This window comes from Metabacillus sp. 113a (assembly GCF_050107635.1).
In the GTDB taxonomy this organism is placed as follows: domain Bacteria; phylum Bacillota; class Bacilli; order Bacillales; family Bacillaceae; genus Metabacillus_B.
This window is the reverse complement of record NZ_JBNILJ010000001.1, coordinates 225484-246956: the sequence shown is the minus strand read 5'-3', so window position 1 is coordinate 246956 and position 21473 is coordinate 225484. Positions and strand designations below refer to the sequence as shown.

25 protein-coding genes are annotated in these 21473 nt (G+C 45.7%); 2 read left to right on the top strand and 23 right to left on the bottom strand.

Translation table 11 applies throughout. The features are described 5' to 3' along the window. Positions 1–199: 199 nt before the first annotated feature. Positions 200–751: a CAP domain-containing protein gene (locus ACQCVE_RS01295; protein WP_426844247.1), complete on the bottom strand. Its 552-nt coding sequence runs from the start codon at positions 749–751 to the stop codon at positions 200–202. A 400-nt stretch (positions 752–1151) separates the two neighbouring features. On the opposite strand from ACQCVE_RS01295, the gene ACQCVE_RS01290 reads away from it, so the two are divergent. Further along, a complete protein-coding gene (locus ACQCVE_RS01290) occupies positions 1152–1724 on the top strand; it encodes a DUF6434 domain-containing protein (RefSeq protein ID WP_426861346.1) in 573 nt (190 codons plus the stop codon). 43 nt (positions 1725–1767) lie between these two features. Here ACQCVE_RS01290 and ACQCVE_RS01285 read toward each other — a convergent pair whose 3' ends face one another. Further along, complete coding sequence (locus tag ACQCVE_RS01285) at positions 1768–2205, bottom strand: peptidylprolyl isomerase (protein ID WP_426843938.1); 438 nt, start codon at positions 2203–2205, stop codon at positions 1768–1770. Positions 2206–2447: 242 nt separating this feature from the next. Here ACQCVE_RS01285 and ACQCVE_RS01280 point away from each other — a divergent pair, with 242 nt between their 5' ends. Beyond that, positions 2448–3353, top strand: a complete 906-nt coding sequence (locus tag ACQCVE_RS01280) for a DUF1002 domain-containing protein (protein WP_426843937.1) — start codon at positions 2448–2450, stop codon at positions 3351–3353. A gap of 55 nt (positions 3354–3408) precedes the next feature. Here the strand turns inward: ACQCVE_RS01280 and lysA are convergent, their stop codons facing one another. The 21 genes from lysA to ACQCVE_RS01175 form a co-directional block, all read right to left on the bottom strand. Then, complete coding sequence (gene lysA, locus ACQCVE_RS01275; protein WP_426861344.1) at positions 3409–4731, bottom strand: diaminopimelate decarboxylase; 1323 nt, start codon at positions 4729–4731, stop codon at positions 3409–3411. A gap of 289 nt (positions 4732–5020) precedes the next feature. Beyond that, a complete protein-coding gene (locus tag ACQCVE_RS01270; RefSeq protein WP_426861342.1) occupies positions 5021–6499 on the bottom strand; it encodes a spore germination protein in 1479 nt (492 codons plus the stop codon). Beyond that, positions 6477–7055, bottom strand: a complete 579-nt coding sequence (locus ACQCVE_RS01265) for a stage V sporulation protein AE (protein WP_426843934.1) — start codon at positions 7053–7055, stop codon at positions 6477–6479. The genes ACQCVE_RS01270 and ACQCVE_RS01265 overlap by 23 nt, the downstream gene beginning before the upstream one ends. A 10-nt stretch (positions 7056–7065) precedes the next feature. Further along, entirely contained in the window at positions 7066–7416 is a 351-nt protein-coding gene (gene spoVAE, locus ACQCVE_RS01260) for a stage V sporulation protein AE (protein WP_426843933.1), read from the bottom strand. Next, positions 7416–8432: a stage V sporulation protein AD gene (spoVAD, locus tag ACQCVE_RS01255; protein WP_426843932.1), complete on the bottom strand. Its 1017-nt coding sequence runs from the start codon at positions 8430–8432 to the stop codon at positions 7416–7418. Before spoVAD ends, spoVAE begins: the two co-directional genes overlap by 1 nt. A 12-nt stretch (positions 8433–8444) precedes the next feature. Next, positions 8445–8900, bottom strand: coding sequence for a stage V sporulation protein AC (gene spoVAC, locus ACQCVE_RS01250; RefSeq protein ID WP_426843931.1), 456 nt, complete (start codon positions 8898–8900; stop codon positions 8445–8447). A gap of 15 nt (positions 8901–8915) precedes the next feature. Continuing rightward, the gene (locus ACQCVE_RS01245) at positions 8916–9338 is read right to left on the bottom strand and encodes a stage V sporulation protein AB (RefSeq protein ID WP_426843930.1); all 423 of its coding nucleotides are present in this window, start codon (positions 9336–9338) and stop codon (positions 8916–8918) included. After that, a complete protein-coding gene (locus ACQCVE_RS01240) occupies positions 9328–9945 on the bottom strand; it encodes a stage V sporulation protein AA (RefSeq protein WP_426861340.1) in 618 nt (205 codons plus the stop codon). The genes ACQCVE_RS01245 and ACQCVE_RS01240 overlap by 11 nt, the downstream gene beginning before the upstream one ends. A gap of 206 nt (positions 9946–10151) precedes the next feature. After that, the gene (sigF, locus tag ACQCVE_RS01235) at positions 10152–10910 is read right to left on the bottom strand and encodes an RNA polymerase sporulation sigma factor SigF (protein WP_426843927.1); all 759 of its coding nucleotides are present in this window, start codon (positions 10908–10910) and stop codon (positions 10152–10154) included. An 11-nt stretch (positions 10911–10921) separates the two neighbouring features. Further along, positions 10922–11362 (bottom strand): anti-sigma F factor, encoded by a 441-nt coding sequence (gene spoIIAB / locus ACQCVE_RS01230; protein ID WP_426843926.1) that lies wholly within the window; start codon positions 11360–11362, stop codon positions 10922–10924. After that, positions 11362–11715 (bottom strand): anti-sigma F factor antagonist, encoded by a 354-nt coding sequence (gene spoIIAA, locus ACQCVE_RS01225; RefSeq protein WP_426843925.1) that lies wholly within the window; start codon positions 11713–11715, stop codon positions 11362–11364. Before spoIIAA ends, spoIIAB begins: the two co-directional genes overlap by 1 nt. Before the next feature lie 95 nt (positions 11716–11810). Continuing rightward, positions 11811–12971: a D-alanyl-D-alanine carboxypeptidase family protein gene (locus ACQCVE_RS01220; RefSeq protein WP_426861339.1), complete on the bottom strand. Its 1161-nt coding sequence runs from the start codon at positions 12969–12971 to the stop codon at positions 11811–11813. A gap of 346 nt (positions 12972–13317) precedes the next feature. Further along, positions 13318–14622 (bottom strand): pyrimidine-nucleoside phosphorylase, encoded by a 1305-nt coding sequence (locus ACQCVE_RS01215; RefSeq protein ID WP_426843923.1) that lies wholly within the window; start codon positions 14620–14622, stop codon positions 13318–13320. After that, entirely contained in the window at positions 14619–15455 is an 837-nt protein-coding gene (locus ACQCVE_RS01210; protein WP_426843922.1) for a purine-nucleoside phosphorylase, read from the bottom strand. The genes ACQCVE_RS01215 and ACQCVE_RS01210 overlap by 4 nt, the downstream gene beginning before the upstream one ends. Next, positions 15452–16627, bottom strand: coding sequence for a phosphopentomutase (gene deoB / locus ACQCVE_RS01205; protein WP_426861760.1), 1176 nt, complete (start codon positions 16625–16627; stop codon positions 15452–15454). Before deoB ends, ACQCVE_RS01210 begins: the two co-directional genes overlap by 4 nt. Before the next feature lie 470 nt (positions 16628–17097). After that, positions 17098–17988: a site-specific tyrosine recombinase XerD gene (xerD, locus tag ACQCVE_RS01200; RefSeq protein WP_426861337.1), complete on the bottom strand. Its 891-nt coding sequence runs from the start codon at positions 17986–17988 to the stop codon at positions 17098–17100. A gap of 6 nt (positions 17989–17994) precedes the next feature. After that, the gene (locus ACQCVE_RS01195) at positions 17995–18222 is read right to left on the bottom strand and encodes a YqzK family protein (protein ID WP_426861335.1); all 228 of its coding nucleotides are present in this window, start codon (positions 18220–18222) and stop codon (positions 17995–17997) included. Between the two features lie 121 nt (positions 18223–18343). Next, a complete protein-coding gene (locus ACQCVE_RS01190) occupies positions 18344–18808 on the bottom strand; it encodes a Fur family transcriptional regulator (protein ID WP_426843919.1) in 465 nt (154 codons plus the stop codon). Positions 18809–18921: 113 nt separating this feature from the next. Then, positions 18922–19548 carry a stage II sporulation protein M gene (gene spoIIM / locus ACQCVE_RS01185; protein ID WP_426861759.1) on the bottom strand — a complete coding sequence of 209 codons (627 nt, stop codon included), beginning with the start codon at positions 19546–19548 and terminating at the stop codon, positions 18922–18924. A 152-nt stretch (positions 19549–19700) separates the two neighbouring features. Next, positions 19701–20873, bottom strand: a complete 1173-nt coding sequence (locus ACQCVE_RS01180; RefSeq protein WP_426861333.1) for an endonuclease Q family protein — start codon at positions 20871–20873, stop codon at positions 19701–19703. Then, a complete protein-coding gene (locus tag ACQCVE_RS01175) occupies positions 20870–21424 on the bottom strand; it encodes an NUDIX hydrolase (protein ID WP_426843917.1) in 555 nt (184 codons plus the stop codon). The genes ACQCVE_RS01180 and ACQCVE_RS01175 overlap by 4 nt, the downstream gene beginning before the upstream one ends. Positions 21425–21473: the final 49 nt, after the last annotated feature.

Sequence of the window (21473 nt, the reverse complement as noted above, 5' to 3'; positions counted from 1 at the left end):
GAAAGTGAGAGAGTAAATTTTCATCAAAGCCGGGTTGCTTTAACATGGATGGCACACTGCTTGACTCAACGGAGAAACGATATGTAAGACGCAAGCATGACAGAGTGATAACGTTCGCGAAAGGAATGGCTGCCGCGGAAATTTATTAAAAAATAAAAACTCCTTAGCCCGTAAGCAAGGAGTCTATTTTTCTTTCTATTTATTTACTGATAAACTGCTGCGTCCAATGATTTCCTTCTTTAACGTATCCGACGCCAATATGAGTGAAGGATTTATTCAGTATATTGGCACGGTGGCCTGAACTGTTCATCCATGCTTTCATAACTGCCTGTGGGGAAGTTTGTCCTTTGGCGATGTTTTCACCGGCTGCTCTATATGAGATCCCGAAGTCCTTCATCATTTGAAAGGGGGATCCGTAAACAGGGCTTGTATGGGAAAAGTACCTGTTTTGATACATATCCTGAGATTTGTATTTTGCAACTCTCGCTAACTCCCAATCAGCAATAAGCGGCTTTAAGCCTGCTTTTGCCCTCTCTTGATTGACAAGAGAAACAACCTGGGCTTCAGCAGAAGCCTCTGCATTGGCAGGAACGTTTAACTTTTGTCCGATTAATATGCGGTCAGGATTTTTCACCTGAGGGTTAGCGTTTATGAGCTCGGAGACACCTGTCTTGGTTTTAACAGCAATTTTCCACATTGTATCTCCTTTTGCAACCGTGTAGGTTCCAGCTGCGGATGCCGCTGCAGGCATAAGTAAGGATAAGGCCAGTGCTGAAGAAATCACTTTCTTGTACAGTTTAATCTCCTCCGATATGTAAGATAAATTTTGCGCAATCAATCTATTGGATGCTCTATTATTTTATATACTTTTGGACTCGAGCGGCAATAACAAAAATGTGGTAATGATCACGGGCCAGCAGTGGGCTCTCCAAGAGGGTTAACATTCGTTCAGCCTTAAAAAAATTCCGCAAAAGCAAGGCTAATACCCATTCACGATGGGAAGCAGCGAGAAGGTCCCTTTCCTGCAATTGGCTCCCCTCTTCTAATGCGATCTTGTTTACAAGAGGTTATTGTCATATAATACCAATTGAAAGTTGAGATTCTAGTGTTAATTACAAGCGACGAGAAACGAAATAGAGGAGGTGCTTCACGTGAGGCCTGACCTGACGAAAAATACGAGAGTACAGGATTTAGAGGATTTTTACTGGTTAAAAGCAGAATTGCAATGTTTTTGCAGAGAAAACGGGTTAAGTGCTTCAGGCCCCAAGGCTGAACTTACCGAAAGGATTAAACGTTTTCTTGTAAATGGAGAAATAATAAAACCCGCAAAAAAAGCAAGATGGAGCACCAATGCAAAGCAGCAGGAGCTGTCTTTAGAAACAGTCATACTGGAAAATCACCGCTGCAGTCAACATGTGAGAGCATTTTTCAAAACTGTCATCCCATCTTTTCATTTTTCAACGTTTATTCAAAGCTACTTTAAAGAGAATATCGGAAAGACTTATCGGAAGGCAGCAGATGCCTGGCTTGAAGAAGAAACACGAAAGAAGGACCCGGGTTACAGAAAAGAAATCCCGCCTCAATTTGAGTACAATCAATTCACCCGTAACTTTTTCGCAGATCCGGATAATGCGGGCAAAAGCCGTTCAGAAGCGATTGAAGCATGGAATTCTGTCAAAACCCAGTCAGGAAGCAACAAGTATAAACCCGGTGTTAGACTGTGACTTGCCATATTAAAAAGGGAGGCTTCAAGGCCTCCCTTTTTCCTTACGCTTCGAACACTTCTACTTTTTCCATTTTATCGCCGTTTTTCATTGCTTTTGCAGCAGCAACGTTAGAGGTTACTTTACCGAAAACGGTATGAACGCCATTTAGATGAGGCTGCGGCTCATGGACGATAAAGAATTGGCTTCCGCCTGTGTTTTTTCCAGCATGTGCCATGGAAAGACTTCCTTCTTCATGCTTATGCGGATTGCCTTCTGTTTCGCAATCGATGCTGTAGCCTGGTCCGCCTGCTCCAGTTCCTGTAGGATCCCCGCCCTGTGATACGAACCCGGGAATTACACGGTGGAAGGTCACTCCATTGTAAAAGCCTTCTTTAGCCAATTTTTCAAAATTAGCTACTGTATTCGGAGCTTCTGCCGGGAATAGATCAAACTCGATCTTCTCTCCGTTTTCCATCAATATGTATCCTTTTTTTGCCATTGTAATCTCTCCTTTAGAGTTAATCAGCCATAATTATAGCATAAAAGCGCCCAAGACATAAAAGCGGCGGATTGGCGGACAGTGAAACTTTCTTCCCCTGCCTTCCGTCTAACCTATCTGAAGCGCCCCAATGAGCCCTGGAGCTGCCTCTGGCAAAAATTATGCTATGACAGTCCATTAATTGCGGCTATAATGGGGTGGTGACCCGCAAGATCTTTTCACCTTTAAAGGAGGGTATTTACTTGAAGAAAGTATTTGCAGCGATGCTTGCCGCGTGCATGATCGCCGTTCCCCAGATCGGCCTGGCTGATGCAGCCGTCGGGGATGTCATTGTAACACTCGGAGAAAATTTAACTCCGCAGCAGAAACAAACCGTTTTGGGGGATTTGAACGCACCTGAAAATGCACAGACGGTTACTGTTTCGAATGAAGAAGAACATAAGTATCTCGGAAAGTATATCCCGAAAAGCCAGATTGGCACAAAGGCGCTTTCCTCTTCTTCCATAACCATTGAAAAAGAAGGCTCAGGCCTCGAAGTGAATACGAAAAACATCAATGTCATTACAGATGAAATGTATTTAAATGCCCTTATGACTGCAGGGGTTAAAGACGCGACAGTTCAGGTTACAGCACCGATTGAGGTTTCCGGAACGGCTGCACTCACAGGACTGATTAAAGCATATGAAGTAAGCTCTGATGAGGCGATTCCAGAGGATGTTAAGCAAGTAGCAAACGAAGAGCTGGTCACAACTTCTGAGCTCGGCCAAAAGCACGGGGAGGAAAATGCTTCCGCTCTGATGGCTAAAATTAAAGAGGAAGTTGCCAAAAACGGTGTTCCTGCCAATGACGAAGAGCTTCGAACGATGATTGAAAATGCGGCAAAAGACTTGGGGATAACGTTAACAGATGAGGAGATTAACAATTTAATTGCTCTCTTCAATAGAATGAAGGATGCCAACATTGACTGGAACCAGGTGGGGCAGCAGCTCGATCAGGCGAAAGAAAAGATTACGAAGTTCCTTGAATCTGAGGAAGGACAGAACTTTTTAGATCAGGTCATTCAGTTCTTTGTGGCAATCTGGAATGCCATTGTTTCGCTATTTAATGGCGGAGGCAGCGGGCAAAATGCCGCAGGGCGTTTCTATTAATCAAAAAAAGCTGCCGATCTGAATCGGCAGCTTTTTTTAGATTGTTCACCCCGCCTTAAAAGCTTTTCACCTTGGCGGACAGTGGAAGATCCAGTTTCAGTAAGTCTTCGTAGGTTTCTCTTTTAATAACAAGCTGGGCTTCCCCTTTTTCTGCAAAAACAACAGGGGGCCGCGCAATCCGGTTGTAGTTGTTGGCCATTGAGTAGCCGTAAGCGCCTGTGCAGAATACTGCTAGTATGTCACCTGCAGATGTTTCCGGAAGCTCGATGTCCCATAGCAGCATATCTCCGCTTTCACAGCATTTTCCTGCAATGGAGACCTCTTTGCTGCAGGCATCGTTCATGCGGTTGGCGAGTGCCGCTTCATACTTGGCCTGGTAGAGAGCCGGCCGGATGTTATCGCTCATCCCGCCATCCACAGCGATATAATCCCGAATGTTCGGAACCTCTTTATGTGAGCCGATGGTATAAAGGGTTGTGCCTGCATCGCCTGCAAGAGATCGGCCCGGTTCGATCCAAATTTCAGGAATCTCCATGGCGAGCAGCTCTGATTGCGCTTTGACTGCTTGAATCATTTGCTCTACGTAGGATGCCGGATGAAGCGGCTGGTCTTCTGCTGTGTAGCGGATTCCGAAACCTCCCCCAAGGTTAACAACCGCCGGAGTATAGCTGAAGGTGTCCCTCCACTCTTTAATTTTTTTGAAAATTTTCTCGGCAGCAAGCACAAACCCCGTTCCATCAAATATTTGCGAACCAATATGGCAGTGCACACCAAGGACATTGAACGAGCTATCTGCAAGAACCAGCTCCATAGCCCGTTCTATTTGGCCATTTTGAAGGTCAAAACCGAATTTGGAATCCTCCTGACCAGTTGTTATGTAATCGTGGGTATGAGCTTCTACTCCAGGTGTCACACGAAGCAGGACAGAAACGATTTGCTTCTGCTCTTTCGCAAGCCTTGAGATGAGATGGATTTCATAAAAGTTGTCGACGACAATGCAGCCGATTCCAGCTTCCATCGCCATAAGCAGTTCTTCTTCACTTTTATTGTTGCCGTGAAAATGAATTTTTTCCGGTGCAAATCCTGCTTTTAGAGCTGTATATAACTCACCTGCCGAAACAACATCTAGAGAGAGCCCTTCCTCCTGTACAAGCTGAAACATCGCTACCGATGAGAATGCTTTACTCGCATAGGCTACCTGAGCTTTTACATTTTCGTTCTCAAAGGCCTGTTTAAACTGCCTTGCTCTTTTACGGATCAGTTCGACATCATATACATAAACAGGAGTACCGTATTGCTTTACGATATCTGTTGTGTCTACCCCGCCTATTTCAAGATGGCCTTGATGATTGATTTTGCTCGTACCATGTAAATACACCGTTCATTCCCTCTTTCTGTCTGCATTAAAGTGACAATGTTCGTCTTGATCAGGCCAAGCCTCCCGGCGATTCTTCAGAATTTTCGTTCACACGGGGTAAAGAAAAAGCAGCTAACAACATACGGTTATTAACTGCTTTTTTTCAGTGACTTTTATGAGGCTGGTTCAGGCTGAATGTATCCCTTTCCCGCTCTCGCCTAATCCTGAGACTGCTGCCTCAGCAGTGGGTTCCATTGCCAAAAGATTAAACATACATTATCACAATTATTGGCATGTTTCAATCCTCATATTACTTTCGCTGCCGGTAGATGTCCTGAGGGTGAACAATGCTCGGCCGCAGCTTCGCGCCGGGCACCGAGGTCCGCACAGCAATTTGCTTAAAGGCCGCAGCGTTGAATGGAAGAAACGGCCATAAGTAGGGGGTATTCAGCGTTCTGGTTGAGGCTAGATAAATGATGAATACGGTAACCCCAATGACCAGTCCCTTCACGTGGAAGATCGCAGTGACGGCAAGAAGCAGAAGTCTGACGATTTTGTTCGCTACGCTAAGCTCGTAGCTCGGAGTTGTAAAGCTGCCAATAGCGGCAACAGACACATACAGGATGACTTCCGGCACGAAAAGCCCGACATCAATGGCAATCTGGCCAATCAAAACGGCAGCGATAAGCCCCATAGCGGTTGAAAGAGCTGTTGGGGTATGAATGGCAGCCATCCTTAAGAATTCAATTCCAAAGTCCGCCAGAAAAATTTGCGCGACAAGCGGGATGTTTGTCTGCTCGTTTGGTCCGATAAACGAGAGACTTTTCGGGAGCAGAGAAGGCTCTAAAATAAACAGGAACCAAAGCGGCAATAAAAATGTGGAGGAAAGAATTCCAAGAAAACGAACCCAGCGGAGAAAGGTTCCAATGGCAGGAGCCTGGCGGTATTCTTCTGCATGCTGAACATGATGGAAAAAGGTTGTCGGTGTAATAATGACACTTGGAGAAGTATCAACGATGATGATGACATGCCCTTCTACGAGATGGTTGGCCGCCACGTCCGCACGCTCAGTGTATCTAACCATCGGAAATGGGTTGAAGCCTTGTTTCACAAGGAATTCTTCTACCGTTTTATCTCCCATTGTGATGCCGTCCACCTGAATTTCCTTTAACTCTTTTTTTAGCAGATCGACTAAATCCTTGCTCGCAATGTCTTCAATATAAGCGACACATACGTCGGTTTTAGAACGCTCGCCAATTCTCATGATTTCATAACGCAGCCGTTCGTCCCGGACTCTTCTTCTAATTAAGGCAGTGTTGACGATAATGTTTTCAACAAATCCGTCTCTGGCGCCTCGTACTACTTTTTCCGTATCCGGCTCTTCAGGGGTTCGTCCGGGATAACTTCTTACATCCACGACCAGAGCATAATCGGCCCCTTCAAGCATAATGGCAACCAGTCCGGATAAAACTTCCGTTACCGCGCGCTGGATCGTTTCCACTTTAAACACCTGCTGGTGGGCCAGACGGTTTTCAACAATTTCCTTAAATTTATCGGGATCCTTCTGCTCTGAATTGTTGATGTCCGCTAATGCGGTTAAAATTAAAATCAGGTATTGGGAATCACAAAGGCCCGTCACATAGTAGAGGTTGACCCCTTTTCCCATGATGGTAAACTTCCTTACCCCCAGGTCAAAGCTCGTACCCATCCCAACGTAATCTTTGAAATAATTTTCGTTTTCATAAAGCTTAGGTGAAACCGGGGACTCACTCTTTGTGTTTACGGGCATTGATTCCATTCCTTTCTAAAATTAATTCCGCAGCTTTCATTGTAATTGGTGCACCTTTTTCAACGTCATCTCTTCTTGCCATTTTCCCAATATCCCCAATCCCGACGATAATCGGGATATTGAGCTGATCCAGACTGTAAACGGTATCCCCGTTGATTCGCCCGTCCTCAAACTCCTGAACTCCGCTTTTATCCACTCCATGACCGGTAAGTTCTCCATCCCGGTCAATGCAGACGTCGACTCTTGACCAATCTGACTGCCTGGTTTTCGCTGCAACCGCTATTACACCCAGAACCTCTATAGAGGGGTGCCCTGCTACGTACACCATCGCTTTTTCGCCCGGACCCTCGCCCGGCATGCCGCAATCATCGAATAGGACAAAAACAGGGTCATACGGTGTTTGCAAAATGAGAGCAACAAGCTCCTGACCTGTCAAAGCAGAAGGATTGCCCTGAGACTGGGAAATCCAGCGGCCCCCTAAGTGAGCAGCAGTATACGCAATGGCTTTTGCTGCATACACATCTCCATCTGTAACCATTATGACCTTCCGCTTCATTTATCCCCCCCTACCCTCTCGGCTTAAAAATGACGGCAACGATAAAGGCGAATAAAATTGCAGAGGAGATACCTGCAGATGTCAGCTCAAAAATCCCCATTGCAATTCCGATAAATCCATGCTCCCGGGACTGCTCCATCGCTCCATGCAGCAGGGAATGACCGAAGGATGTAATTGGCACTGTCGCTCCTGCACCGGCAAAGTCAATAAAATTATCATAAATCCCAAAGCCGTCGAGAATGGCACCTATAACAACAAACGAACTCATAACATGAGCCGGAGTAAGCTTAAATTTATCTAAAAGAATTTGGCCGACTACACAGATAAGGCCTCCGCATACAAAGGCGAGTAAATATTCCATTAAGGCGTCCCTCCTGCCCTCTCAAACACCACTCCGTGAGCAATGGTTGGGATGGATTCCTTTTGCTGGATCATCGTCGGACTTAAAAGAGCCCCGGTAGCGACAACAAGGACACGGTTAAGATTCCCGGCCTTCATTTCATTGAAAATGTGACCATATGTTACGACCGCTGAACAGCCGCAGCCGCTCCCCCCCGCAAACACCCCTTGATCAGGACGGTAAATTAAAAGCCCGCAATCCTGGTGTTTCGAAGAAATCTGAATGCCTTCCTCTTTTAAAAGGTCAATTAATATCGGACTGCCTACCCCGGATAAGTCACCGGTAATGATCAGATCATAGTCCTCAGGAGTCCGGTTCATATCCTCGAGATGACGCTGAATCGTATCTGCAGCAGCCGGAGCCATGGCTGAGCCCATATCATTCGCATCCTTTATTCCATAATCCTGTACCTTTCCTATGGTGGCAGCGGTTATACGAATGTCCGAAGGTTCATTCGTAATCAGCATTGCTCCTGAGCCTGTAACCGTAGCCGTAGAAGTGTCCGGCTTTTGTCCGCCATATTCGGTAGGGTTCCTGAATTGCCGCTCTGCCGTAGCGTTATGGCTGCTTGTGGCAGCAATCACCTTGCTTGCATACCCGCCGTCTACCAGCAGGGATCCAAGGGCTGCGGTTTCCATTGAGGTTGAGCATGCTCCAAACATACATATGAAAGGGATTCCGAGATGACGTGCGGTATAATTAGATGTAACGTTCTGGTTCAGCAGGTCCCCTGCAAGCAGGAAATCGATGTCATCCTCCTGCAAACCTGCTTTGCTTAAAGTGTAGCCAATCGCATCCTCCATTAATTTCCGCTCGGCAAGCTCCCAATTATCCGCTCCGCAATGGAGGTCATCGTAGGTTGTATCGAATAAGCTTCCAAGTGGCCCTTTCGCTTCTTTCGGGCCGACTGCCGTCCCTGCAGAGGTAACATATACGCTATTTTGGAATACCCACGTTTGTTTTCCAGTCAATTTCATTTCATACCCTCCTCAGGATCCTGTCATCATATTGAAAAAGAACCGGATGATTCCGACGATATATGCCGCCACGGTCCCAAACACGATGACACTTCCCGCAAGCTTAAACATATTTGTCGCAACGCCAAGAACGAGCCCCTCGCTTTTATGTTCCAGGGCAGCACTCGTCATCGAGTTTGCAAATCCGGTTACGGGGACAGCCGATCCCGCTCCTGCAAATTGACCGATACGATCATAGACTCCAATGCCTGTAAGGATCGCAGAAATCAAGATTAATGTCGCTACCGTGGGATTCCCGACCGTATCCTCATTAAAGTTAAAGAAAGCCATATAAAAATTACTGATTGCCTGTCCAATTACACAAATCAGTCCTCCTACCGCAAATGCCTTTAAACAATTAAGGAAATAATTTGGTTTCGGCTGATAGGCTTTAATGTTATCTGAATAATGGTCTTTTATTTTTGACATCCCGCTTCCTCCTTTTTATAAATCCACAAAGACGATCCAATGAAAGAGCGATCCGCTAACTTTTCCCAATACGATTGCCATTAAAATAATTAAAATTTGTTCAGCGATTCCAATCCGCTTAGCAAGGATTGGCAGGACATTCAAAACCTCGGTCAGGGCCGCCGCTAAAAGCCCAATAAACATTCCATCCATCAAGCCAATCGGTACGGCAAAAAAGATCGGAGCATGCAATACAGTCGTCCTTAAGCTCATCCATCCTCCCGCAGCCGCCCCGCTCACGACGCTCCATTCATATGCCTGAATGTTTGACATTGTTTTCGTCAGCTGGCTCAGGCGGGGGATAATTCCGAGTACGGCAAGAAAGGCTACAAAACCGGCCCCAACCGCAAATCCCCATGAAAGACCGAGAAAGATAATAAGCAGAACGCTAATGTTCATGCAGCTTTTTCACACTCTCCTTGTTCTCATTCATGGCTACATATTGGTCAAGATCCATTTGGTATTTGAACATCTCTACCTCCAGCGGGCTTGGCTCTTCATTGATCCTCTTCTTGAACACGTGATTGAAAAAAAGAATCATTCCAAGGCCCAGCCCGATTGAATAAGGAATCTGCAGCAGAAGCGGCTTTTCAGCTTCCTTGCCGGTCAGCATAAAATAAAGCTTTTGATGAACTGCCTGCATACTGACATCCTCATGAAAGTTTATTATGGCCATAGCCGCTCCTACAAAAAGCAGCAGCCAGACGGCTATAAAATACACCAATTTTCGTTTCTTTTTCCTGCTTACGATTTCTACTACTGTTTGGGAAGGGCCAATTGTCTGAATCTCCGCATCTGGTTCTGCAGCTCTCAGCAATTTAATGATGTGCATCACATCCACTACCGCTATACTCCGGTCATTCGGTGTTACATGATAAACATTAAGCCGCGAAAGAGACGATTCTTCTTCAGAGTCAATGATTTGAGCAAGATCCCCAAGCCTGATCCATCCTTCGGGAGCCGATTGGATTCTGTGCCTGAGCCTAATGTAAATCGTTTTTGCCATTTCCTTCACATCCCATAACGCAGTGCAGTGTATAAGTAGTATGCAAAGGATAGCTTATAATCATGCAAAACATAAGGATATACACTAATTACCAATTTAATGCCAATACACTTTACCAAAACGCTCTGTTCCACTTGGCTGTAGGTTGCACCCATTCAAGGCGCACAAAAAAAAAGCAAACCCATATTGGATTCGCTTTATCCGGGCTAACCGCCCATCAGATTTTTCATCTGACTCAATATTTTTTTCTCAAGCCTTGAAACCTGTACTTGGGAAATTCCAAGCCTCTCCGCTACTTCAGATTGGGTCTGGTCTTTATAGTACCGCAGATAAACAATTAGTTTTTCTCTCTCATCAAGGCCCTCAAGCGCCTCTTTGAGCACAATTTTATCAAACCACTTCGATTCTGAGCTGTCCGCTATTTGATCAAGCAGGGTGATGGGGTCTCCATCATTCTCATAGACGGTTTCGTGGATGGAGGAAGGAGCCCTGACAGCCTCCTGTGCTAAAACAACCTCTTCGGGTGAAATCTCAAGGTGAGCGGCAATCTCAGCAACGGTCGGCACCTTGCCTAACGTCTTGGACAGTTCATCTTTTGCACGTCTGATTTTATTGCCAAGTTCTTTTAAAGACCTGCTGACCTTTACGGTGCCATCGTCTCTGATAAACCGCTGGATTTCTCCAATGATCATCGGAACAGCATAGGTCGAAAAGCGAACATCGTAGGATAAATCGAATTTATCCACTGATTTCAGCAGACCGATGCATCCAATCTGAAAAAGGTCATCCGGCTCGTAGCCCCGGTTTAAAAATCTTTGAACAACAGACCAGACAAGCCTCATGTTACGCTGAACGATGATATCCCTCGCCTGCTGATCTCCCTGCTGACTTCTTAAAATCAGCTCTTTCACCTCATGGTCTTTTAACTGAACGCTCTTCTGGCCGTTCTTAACCTCCACATCCATAGCTCGTCTCCTTAATTAACCAAAGCTTTACTTTTCGATAAATGCTTTGTCAATTTTATCGATGTCCCTAGGGAAGGGGCTGATTCTACATGAATATCATCCATAAAGTTTTCCATGATCGTAAAGCCCATGCCGGAACGCTCAAGCTCAGGCTTAGTCGTGAATAAAGGGGTTCTCGCCTCATCAAGATCATGAATTCCTTTCCCTTCATCCCGGATTGTCAAATGAACCACCTCATCTTCAAGTGACGCTGTAATATACACAATTCCATTCGGATCATTGTCATATCCATGGATGATCGCGTTCGTAACGGCTTCGGATACAACGGTTTTTATTTCTGTTAATTCATCCATCGTCGGATCCAGCTGCGCAATAAAGGCCGCTACTGTAACCCTCGCAAAGGATTCATTCTGGCTTAGCGCAGAAAACTGCAGTTCCATTGCGTTTTTCATCAGGAAGCCACCCCCAATGTTTGCAAGGCTGCCTCTTCGTTCTCTTCTAAGCGGACGATTTTAAATAAACCTGACATATCAAAGAGCCGCTGAATAGAAGGTGATATCGAACATACAACCATTTCTCCGCCCAGCTGTTTGATTTGCTTGTAGCGGCCCAAAATGACCCCAAGTCCTGAGCTGTCCATAAACATCAGATTGCCGAGGTTTAATATAATATGTTTAACCTGGCCCTCTTCCAATATTTCATTTACTTTTGACCGCAGTTCGTCTGTACTGTGGTGATCCAGTTCACCTGAAAGCCGGATGCACAGCACGGACTCCCGAACGCTAAGTTCAACCGCTAGACTCATCTGTCATTCCTCCTCGATCTGTGCTTGTATGAGTCTTTCGTTTTTCCTTATGCGTTTTCCTGCCGCGTGACAAAACTAGTGGAGATTCGCCACATTCAGCCAGCCTTTGTAAAGTCCGACATCACCCGTTTAAATAAAGACCACCAGCCTGCAGGTTCGATATCCTTTTCAGCGGTAAGCGGACTTTTTGCGACGATATCGCCATCCTTTTTTAGAACAAGCATACCCAGTACATCTCCTTTTTTAAGCGGAGCAGCCAGGTTCTTTTTAGGAATGACTTCCTTGGTAACGTTCTTTGTAGACTCTCCCTTCTTAGTAAGCAAAGAGATCGGCTCGGATGTTACAAGATTGACGGATTGATCACTTCCCTTGCTTACCTTTTCAACCCCGATCACTTCATTTCTTTCATAAAGAGGATGGGTCTGATACTGGCTGAACGCGTAATCGAGCATCTTCGTGACTTGACTGTTCCGGTCTTTAGGTGTTTCCGCTCCCATGACGACTGCAATGACTCTCATGTTTCCTTTTTTCGCCGTAGCCGTCAGGCAGTATTTCGCTTCATTTGTAAACCCGGTTTTTACCCCATCGACTCCGGGATAAAATTTCACCAGCCGGTTCGTATTCACAAGCCAGAATTTTTTATCCGTGTCCGTTCTTAAATAATCCTCGTATTTGCCCGTATAGCTTGTAATACTTTCATATTTCAGCAGCTCTTTCCCCATAATCGCCATGTCATGAGCCGTACTGTAATGACCTTTCTCAGGAAGTCCGGTTGTATTTTCAAAATGGGTGTTTTTAAGGCCCAGTTCCCCGGCTTTTTTATTCATCAAATCAACAAAGCCTTCCTCTGATCCGCCAAGGTGCTCTGCCATTGCAACAGATGCGTCATTCCCTGATCCGATGGCAATTCCTCTCAGCATTTCATCCGCTGTCATTTCCTCACCCGGTTCAAGGAAAATCTGAGAACCGCCCATCGATGCAGCATATTCGCTCGTACGGACTTTATCGGAAAGCTTCAATTTCCCTTCGTCCAATGCTTCCATAATGAGGATCATCGTCATGATTTTCGTCATGCTTGCAGGCGGAAGCTGTTCATCACTGTTTTTTTCATAGAGGATTTTGCCTGTATCCCGTTCTATTAATACTGCCGATTTGGCTTGCGGTGCGAGATCCGGACTGTTTTCTTTTGCATAAGCCCCCTGTGCAATCGAGCAAAGGAAGCAAACCATGAATAGCATGGAAAAACCTTTTTTCATTTCCAAACCCTCCCAATTAAGATACACTCCATTTTCTCCAATTAGGGCGGAAATATACATATGAACATCGCCAGCCAGGGATCTGCACGTTAAACCGGTGCCTCGCTGTTTCCAGGCACCGGTTTGCCGCCTCTGGTAAAACATTTTTTCCCGGCATCCGTATCCAGCGCTGCCGGCATTCCAGCCCGGCTATCCCCTCTATCCGAGCAATGCCTGGAATTCTTGCCAAGCCTTGCTCAACACCACCTCCACGCGGCTGGTCATCATTTCAAGGCATAAAAAAAGAGCCGCCACCTGAAGGATTCTTGCTTTCCTTCTGGTGGCGGTCCTTAAACCCGGGCCTGTTTTATTTTGAAATAATTTCGTAAACATATGGACGTTTCTCAGGTTTATCGCCTGAGTATGAATATGCAGCATGAAGCGTGTCCATTGCCTGCTCGCAATCGTCTTTGTTAGTATGAAGAACAGCGATGACATCGCCTTCCTTCACCTCGTCGCCGGCTTTCTTTTTCAATGAAACGCCTGCTGCGTAATCGATTTGGTCTTCCTTTGTCTGTCTTCCGGCACCAAGAAGAAGAGCCGCTACACCGATTGCTTCGGCCTCGATATCACTTATGTAGCCAGACTGCTTCGCCTTCGCTTCAAAATGGTTTTTTGCCTGCGGCAGGAGATCAGGGGATTCAATCTGCTGTGCGCTTCCATTTTGAGTGGTGATAAACTCTTTAAATTTCTCAAGCGCCTTGCCGGATTGGATGGCTTCCTGCAATCCTTTTCTGGCTTTTTCTTCTGTTTGGTAAATACCTCCGAGCATCGACATTTGAACAGCGATGGCCATTGAAATTTCAATAAGGTCATCAGAACCGCTGCCATTCAGGACTTCAATGACTTCCCTTATTTCATTTGCGTTCCCGACTTCATAGCCAAGAGGCTGGTTCATGTCGGTGATGACAGCAACTGTGTTTCTGTTCAGGTGGCTGCCGATGTCGACCATCGTGCCCGCCAGATCCTTAGCGGTTTCCAGCGTTTTCATGAACGCTCCGGATCCCGTCTTAACATCTAAAACAATAGCATCTGCCCCCATCGCAATTTTCTTGCTCATGATGCTGCTTGCGATAAGCGGAATGGAATCAACAGTTGCTGTAACATCCCTGAGTGCATATATTTTTTTATCCGCCGGAACTAAATCTCCTGATTGGCCGATAATGGAAATGCCGTGTTTGTTGACATTTTCAATAAACTGATTGCCGGTAAGTTCGACACTGAAGCCTTCGACAGCCTCCAGTTTGTCAATGGTTCCGCCTGTATGGCCAAGTCCTCTGCCGGACATTTTTGCTACCGGCACCCCTACGGAAGCGACAAGCGGAGCAACAATCAAGCTGATTTTATCTCCGACTCCACCTGTAGAATGCTTATCCACTTTTATGCCGTTAATTCCGGATAAATCAACGGTTTCTCCAGAATGGACCATCGCATCTGTAAGCCAGGACACTTCTTCCTTCGTCATCCCCTTAAAATAAACAGACATGAGGAAAGAGCTCATTTGATAGTCAGGAATGCGGTCATTTTTATAGCCATTTACGGCAAATTCAATTTCTTCCTTTGTCAGCGGCTTGCCATCGCGCTTTTTTTGAATAATGTCGACCATTCTCATTCTGCTGCACCTGCTTTCCCGATTTGCTCCACTGCACCTTTTACAAGGCCGAGGAAGCTGGATTTCACCTTTTCTGTCGTTTCAATCACTTCATCATGGGATAATGGCTGATTCAAAATCCCCGCTGCCATATTCGAAATGCAGGAGATCCCGAGCACTTCCAGACCAGCATGTCTCGCTGCGATAACTTCAGGAACAGTCGACATGCCGACTGCGTCCCCGCCTAGAATACGAAGCATTTTCACCTCTGCAGGTGTCTCGTAGACAGGACCGGTATTGGCGACATAAACCCCTTCTCTCACTCTTAAACCCAAGCTCGCTGCTGTTTCCTTCGCAATCGACAGGAGCCTTTTGCTGTATGCTTCGGAGAGATCCGGAAAACGCACTCCAAATTCTTTATCATTCGGACCGATTAGAGGATTGGTCCCCATGTTGTTAATATGGTCACGGATCAGCATTAGGTCGCCTGGCTCGAATTCTTCATTGATGCCTCCGGCTGCATTCGTCACAATCAGGGTTTTGATTCCGATTTTCCTTAGAACCCGGACAGGCATGACGACTTTCTGCATACTGTATCCTTCATAAAAATGAAAACGCCCCTGCATCGCGATGACAGTGGCTCCATTCAGTTTTCCATACACGAGCTGTCCGGCATGCCCTTCCACGGTAGAAACAGGGAAGCCCGGAATGGTTTCGTAAGGCATCTTTACCGCATCTTCAATTTCATCTGCCAGAACCCCGAGTCCCGATCCTAATATTAATCCGATTACGGGAGCCTCGCCGATTTTTGACTGAATATACTCAGCAGCCTGGTTAATATCGTTCCTATTCATTTTCCGTTCTCCTCTCCCAGTTCATTTAAGAAGCTGGTTCCAAATTCAGGCATGCTGACCCGGTAATTTTCCGCAACTGTTGCCCCTACGTCAGCAAATGTTTCCCGTACCGGAAGCTCTTTTCCAGCTTTGAAACGCGGACTGTATGCAAGCAGCGGAACAAATTCCCTCGTATGATCGGTTCCATGGTGAATTGGATCGTTCCCGTGATCAGCCGTAATCAGGAGCAGATCCTCTTCTGTGAGCTTTTCAAAAACCTCCGGAAGCCGTGCATCAAACTCCTCCAGCGCTTTCCCATAGCCTTCAGGATCCCTTCTATGGCCAAAAAGCGCATCAAAATCAACCAAATTCAGGAAGCTGATGCCTTGAAATGGGCGGTCCATTACTTGGATAAACTGATCCATTCCATCCATGTTTGATTTGGTCCTGATGGAATCTGTAATGCCTTCCCCATCAAAAATATCAGCTATTTTCCCAATGGCTATAACGTCGAGACCGTCATCCTTCAATTCGTCCATGACCGTTCTGCCAAATGGCTTTAGTGCATAATCATGGCGGTTCGCGGTTCTCTTCCAGCTGCCCGGTTCCCCGATGAACGGTCTTGCAATCACCCGGCCAAGTTTAAACGGCTCTGTCATCGTCATTTCCCTTGCCTTTTTGCAAATATCATAGAGCTCATCGATTGGCACAATCTCCTCATGCGCTGCAATCTGCAGGACAGAATCTGCTGAGGTGTAAACGATCAGGCTTCCTGTTCGGATGTGCTCTTCCCCTAACTCTTCCAGTATTTCAGTGCCCGATGCCGGCTTGTTCCCAATCACTTTTCTTCCAGTCTCTTTTTCGAGCAGATTCATCAGCTCCAGGGGAAAGCCTTCAGGGAAAACTTGAAACGGCTCACGAATGTTTAGTCCCATTAATTCCCAATGACCTGTCATCGTATCTTTTCCGCTTGAAGCCTCCTGCATTTTTGTATAATAAGCCATTGGCCGTTCTTGAACAGGAATGCCTTTGATTTCCCGAATGCTGCTAAGCCCGAGCTTAGCCATATTCGGCATGGTGAGCCCATTCATCTTCTCGGCGATGTGTCCAAGGGTGTCTGCCCCTTCGTCATTGAATTCCTTCGCATCCGGAGCTTCTCCGATGCCTACTGAATCAAGGACGATGATGAACATTCTTTTATATGTATAATCCAATGTAAACCCTCCTAAGATGGGATTTGCTGTAAGGAGCCAGCCTGTCAGAAGTCTGACAACCTCATTATAAACCGGTTACAAACAAACTGACAATCTAATTGACGCAGATGATTCAAGTATTCCTCCGAATCGGATTTCAATGAGTGCTTTTGTTATAGAAGCTCCGCTAATCTCGTGCAAAGAATTCCCATACTGGCGGTATGATCCGGCTCCAAGCCTGATAAAGAGCTATAGCTATGCCACCGCTTCTTAAAACCGAACTCTGCCGCCTCCATGTGAAATCAAAAAAAGACAGCAGCTCCAGGAAAATGCGAATCTTCAACATGTCCGGAGGGCTATCCTTTAATATAGGTAAATTCAGTAACTTAAATCCTTTATGAGCATTCCGCTATCAATTTTTGCTCTGCAAGTCTTAGCGTTCTTATAGCCGAGCTGCAGGAAAAGCACTCCTACGCCCGCGGATGAAATTGCTGGTAGACATCTTTTAGCCGTGATTTCGTTACATGTGTGTAGATTTGAGTAGTTGAAATATCTGCGTGGCCAAGCATTTCCTGAACCGCACGTAAATCCGCTCCATTTTCAAGAAGATGTGTCGCAAAGGAATGCCTTAATGTGTGGGGCGTTAGTTCTTTCTGGATTCCTGCTTCAAGCGCAATCTTTTTCAGGTTTTTCCAAAAACCCTGCCTTGTGATGCGTTTGCCGTGATGATTTAAAAACAGGGCATCGCTTGTCTCTTTCCTGCTGGCGAGTTTGACGCGGCCCTTCTCCAGGTATTCCCGTATAGCACTTGAAGCAGTCCGTCCGATTGGCACAATCCGTTCTTTGCTTCCTTTTCCAAAGCATCGGATAAAACCCATTTCTAAATGGACATCCGCTAAATTCAATTCAGTCATTTCACTGACCCGGATTCCCGTCGCGTAGAGCAGTTCAAGCATCGCCCGGTCCCGGTATCCGTATGGTGAATTCATTAAAGGAGTGTCCATTAATTTTTCCACTTCAGGCAAGGAAAGCACTTTGGGCAAAGTCCGTTCAATCTGAGGTGATTCAATGTGAACAGACGGATCTTGATCAGCTGCCCGTTCCCGAAGGAGAAATTGGTGAAAAGCCCTGAGCGAAGCGACATGCCGGGCAATTGTTTTGCTTGATTTTCCGCTTTCCTTCAACGACTTCAGGAATTGAATGATGTGGATCCGTGCAATTTTATTCACGTTATCCAGATCCTGCCCCTTAAGGAAAAGAAGGTAATTTTTCAAATCTCTTTCATAGGAAACCACTGTGTTTTGAGAAAGTCCCCGTTCTACTACCATGTAATGAATGAAGTCCTTTAATTGATCATTCACATTCTTCTACTCCCCATCCGTATAAAAGAAGATAAGACGGTTCAGCCATTGATCAGGCTCATTTTCTGCCATCTTTGTAACCCTCAGTGCCGATCCCTCAGGCTGGTCATACCGATGATAGTCCTGATACTCTAAGTTAATCCAAATAATAGCATAGTAGAAGAGAATCGTAAATCCAGTAAACACAATGAATACTTTCATCATATCGAATCCCGCTCGAAAATATCGTTTCATGGCATCCTCCGGTGTCCTGTTTTGAATACTTCATTATATGCCCAAAGGATGAACCTTTATACGAAAAAAAGGACAAGAAAAAAAGACCCTCTGCGGAGCAGAAAAGCCTTATGCATTCATTCTATTCGCCGTTTTCCGCTTCAGCATTTTTCTTCTGGCATTTTGTACAGATGCCGTGAAACGTCAGCCGGTGGTCTTTTATCTTAAACTTCCAGTCTCTTTCTACGATCTCTTCAACGTCTTCAAGCAAATCTTCTTCAATTTCAGCCACGGCCCCGCATTCTATGCATACAAGGTGATGATGAAAATGAGCCGCTCCCTCTTTGCGCAGGTCATAGCGGGACACGCCGTCCCCAAAGTTTATTTTATCAATAATTTTAAGTTCAGTAAGTAATTCAAGCGTTCGATAGACCGTTGCCAAGCCAATTTCCGGAGATTTTTCCTTAACGAGGAGGTAAACATCTTCGGCACTCAGATGGTCTGCTTCATTTTCCAGAAGTACCCGAACGGTCGCTTCGCGCTGAGGCGTTAACTTATAGCTTGATGAATGGAGCTGTTTTTTTATCCGGTCAATGCGGTTTTCCATGAACAATTTCCTCCCTCGCCGCTTCCTCAACCATTATAGCAGAAGAAAGAAAGGGTTCCAACTAAAATAATTACAATTAAACGTTTATAATCATTTTAATTTAATAATTAATATCATTTATTAACCAATTGGACGACGGCTTTCATCAGCTCAGGAGAAGCAAAGGCCTCAAGGATGGAAGCCCCGGCAATCAAAACAAAAATGCCGGCAAAAATAAGGGCGTATTTTGAGAAGGATTGCAGCGGTGAATCCTGCATGCTCCTTTTTTTGTTCAGCAGATACACGGCAAGCTTTAATGAAAAAGAGATGGAGGCTGCGCTGAGAACAATAAAGCAAGGAATGATCAGCACATTCTGCGGCAGGATGGAGACGAATGAAAGAACAAATCCATTCCAGCCCATTTGGTTCACGAGAAACCCGACAGTAAAGCCTACGACCATGCCTTTAAGAAACAGCATAATTAAAATGATTGGGAGCCCGATAATCGATATGCCGAGGATCCAAATCAACCCGAGATATTTTATATTGTGCATAAAGCTCTGCTGAAACATTTCGCCTGCGTCTGCTACTTTTCCGTCCGTAACCTGGCCAAAAAATCTGCTCAAATAGAAGAAAAGGTCTTCCTTTTGTGAAAAGGTCATACTGTTCACAATAATTGCTCCGAAAATAACTCCCATCATAAAAAGCACACATACAAACAGATAAATGGAAGAATGGTTTTTTATATGGTTTGCCATCATTGCTTTAACCGGCGGCCTTTTCACTGGCATGTCCCTCCCGAAATTCCAATTACTAGATTGTATGCGGGAGAGGACAAGATATTCATTAAAGGTTGATTCTTCAGCTTCCCTTCTCCCGATCCACTCAGGAGTAAGTCAGCGTATGCATTTATTCAGGTCCTATCCTTTTGGACTTTTCCGTATATTCCGCCGCCTCCGCTTGAGACAGGAAGCTTCCCGCTCCTAGCATCTGCGATCATACCGGCCACTTTACCGGAGACGGCTGTTTCCAAATCACTTCTTGAGACCCGGTGCAGAATATCCATCTCCGTTCCGAATCGTTCTTTTAGCTTTTGCAAGGTTATTGGGCCAATTCCCGGAATAAACTGAAGCGGTACCTGATGGATGTATGGCGGCCTTCCCCTCACCCCGTTTTCAGTGTCAGCCAGCTCTCTAAGTCTTTCGCTGACTCCTTTATTTACCCGGTGAGAGCCGCACTCTGAGCACTGCAATGATTTTCCGGCAATTACAGCACCACACTTTTCGCATACCGTTTGGTGATATTTCCCGAGCAGAGGATTTAACCCGTATGTAGTCAGGATTTTTCTCCCTTTCAGGTTATTCAGGGCTAGTACAAGCTCATCAAATGCAGGCTCTTCCAGCCAAAACTTTTGGTATTCCCTCGCAATTTTCCCGGCCGAATGAGCATCCGAATTCGCCAGAAAGGGATAAGGATCCAGTTCCTTTATGGAGGAAGCCATTTCTGTATCTGCACTCAAACCAAGCTCTACTGCATCTATGAGCTCCGGGTCGAAAACTTCCGTTAAAGAACGAAGCACGCCTCTGCCATACAGGCTTTTAAATGGTGTAAAAATGTGAGCGGGAATAAATAGTCCTCCGAGTTCCTTTGTTTTCTTTTGAAGAACTTTCCCCGGTACATATACCCGCTGCGAACTAAGCGTGTTATTTTTCATAAATTGAGCAATCCATTTTGAAAAACGGACCATCGCTTCATAGTGTGGCATGTAGATGAGAACATGGATGGGGCCTGAGCAGTTCCGGTCGAAGACCTCAAGCTCTGAGCCAAGAATCAGTGTTGTTTGATGAACCTTGATCCCGCCTCCATCCAGCTCCCTGCCTCTGCCTGATTGCAGCCATTGTTCCAATTCTTCGAGCACCTCGGGAACGTGGGCATCAATGATTCCAATCATATCCATCCCTTTTTCTTCACTCGCTGCTTTTAGAATGGAAGACAGCGTCAAGGATTTTGAAGCTGTTATTTTGACGGGCTTTCCTGATTTGGCTGAACCGATATGAATATGCAAATCGGCGAAGCATTCGTTCATTTCTTCTTCAGCGCTTTTTGAAGCCTAACATACTGTACCGCATAGGCTGTCTTCGCATCGTAGATCCGTCCGTCCTTAAGCAACGCCTCCGCTTCTTCCAGTGTAACTTCCATCAAGTCAACGAACTCGTCTTCATCAAGGTGTGCTTCGTTTTCAATTGGCGCCAGATCTTCTGTTATGTACAAGTGGACAAGTTCATCTGCAAACCCTGGAGAGGTATAGAACGATACGAGATGGTCGATACTGCGGGCTGTAAAACCTGTTTCTTCTTCCAGCTCCCTGACCGCCGTCTTTTCAGGTTCCTCACCGGGTTCAAGCTTTCCTGCCGGAATCTCAATCAATGTCCGCTCCAGCGCCTTCCTGAACTGCTCCACCATCAGCAGCTTCCCTTCCGGCGTTATGGCAATAACCGCTACGGCTCCAGGATGTTTAATCACTTCACGCTTTGATGTCTTTCCATTGGGAAGCTCTACTTCCTGTACATACAAATCAATGATTTTTCCGGAGTATATTTGCTCAGAAGATAGTTCCTTTTCTTTTAAATGGTCCATGTTATGCCTCCTGTTGTATGATTCACTGTTTCTTCATACATTTTATCAT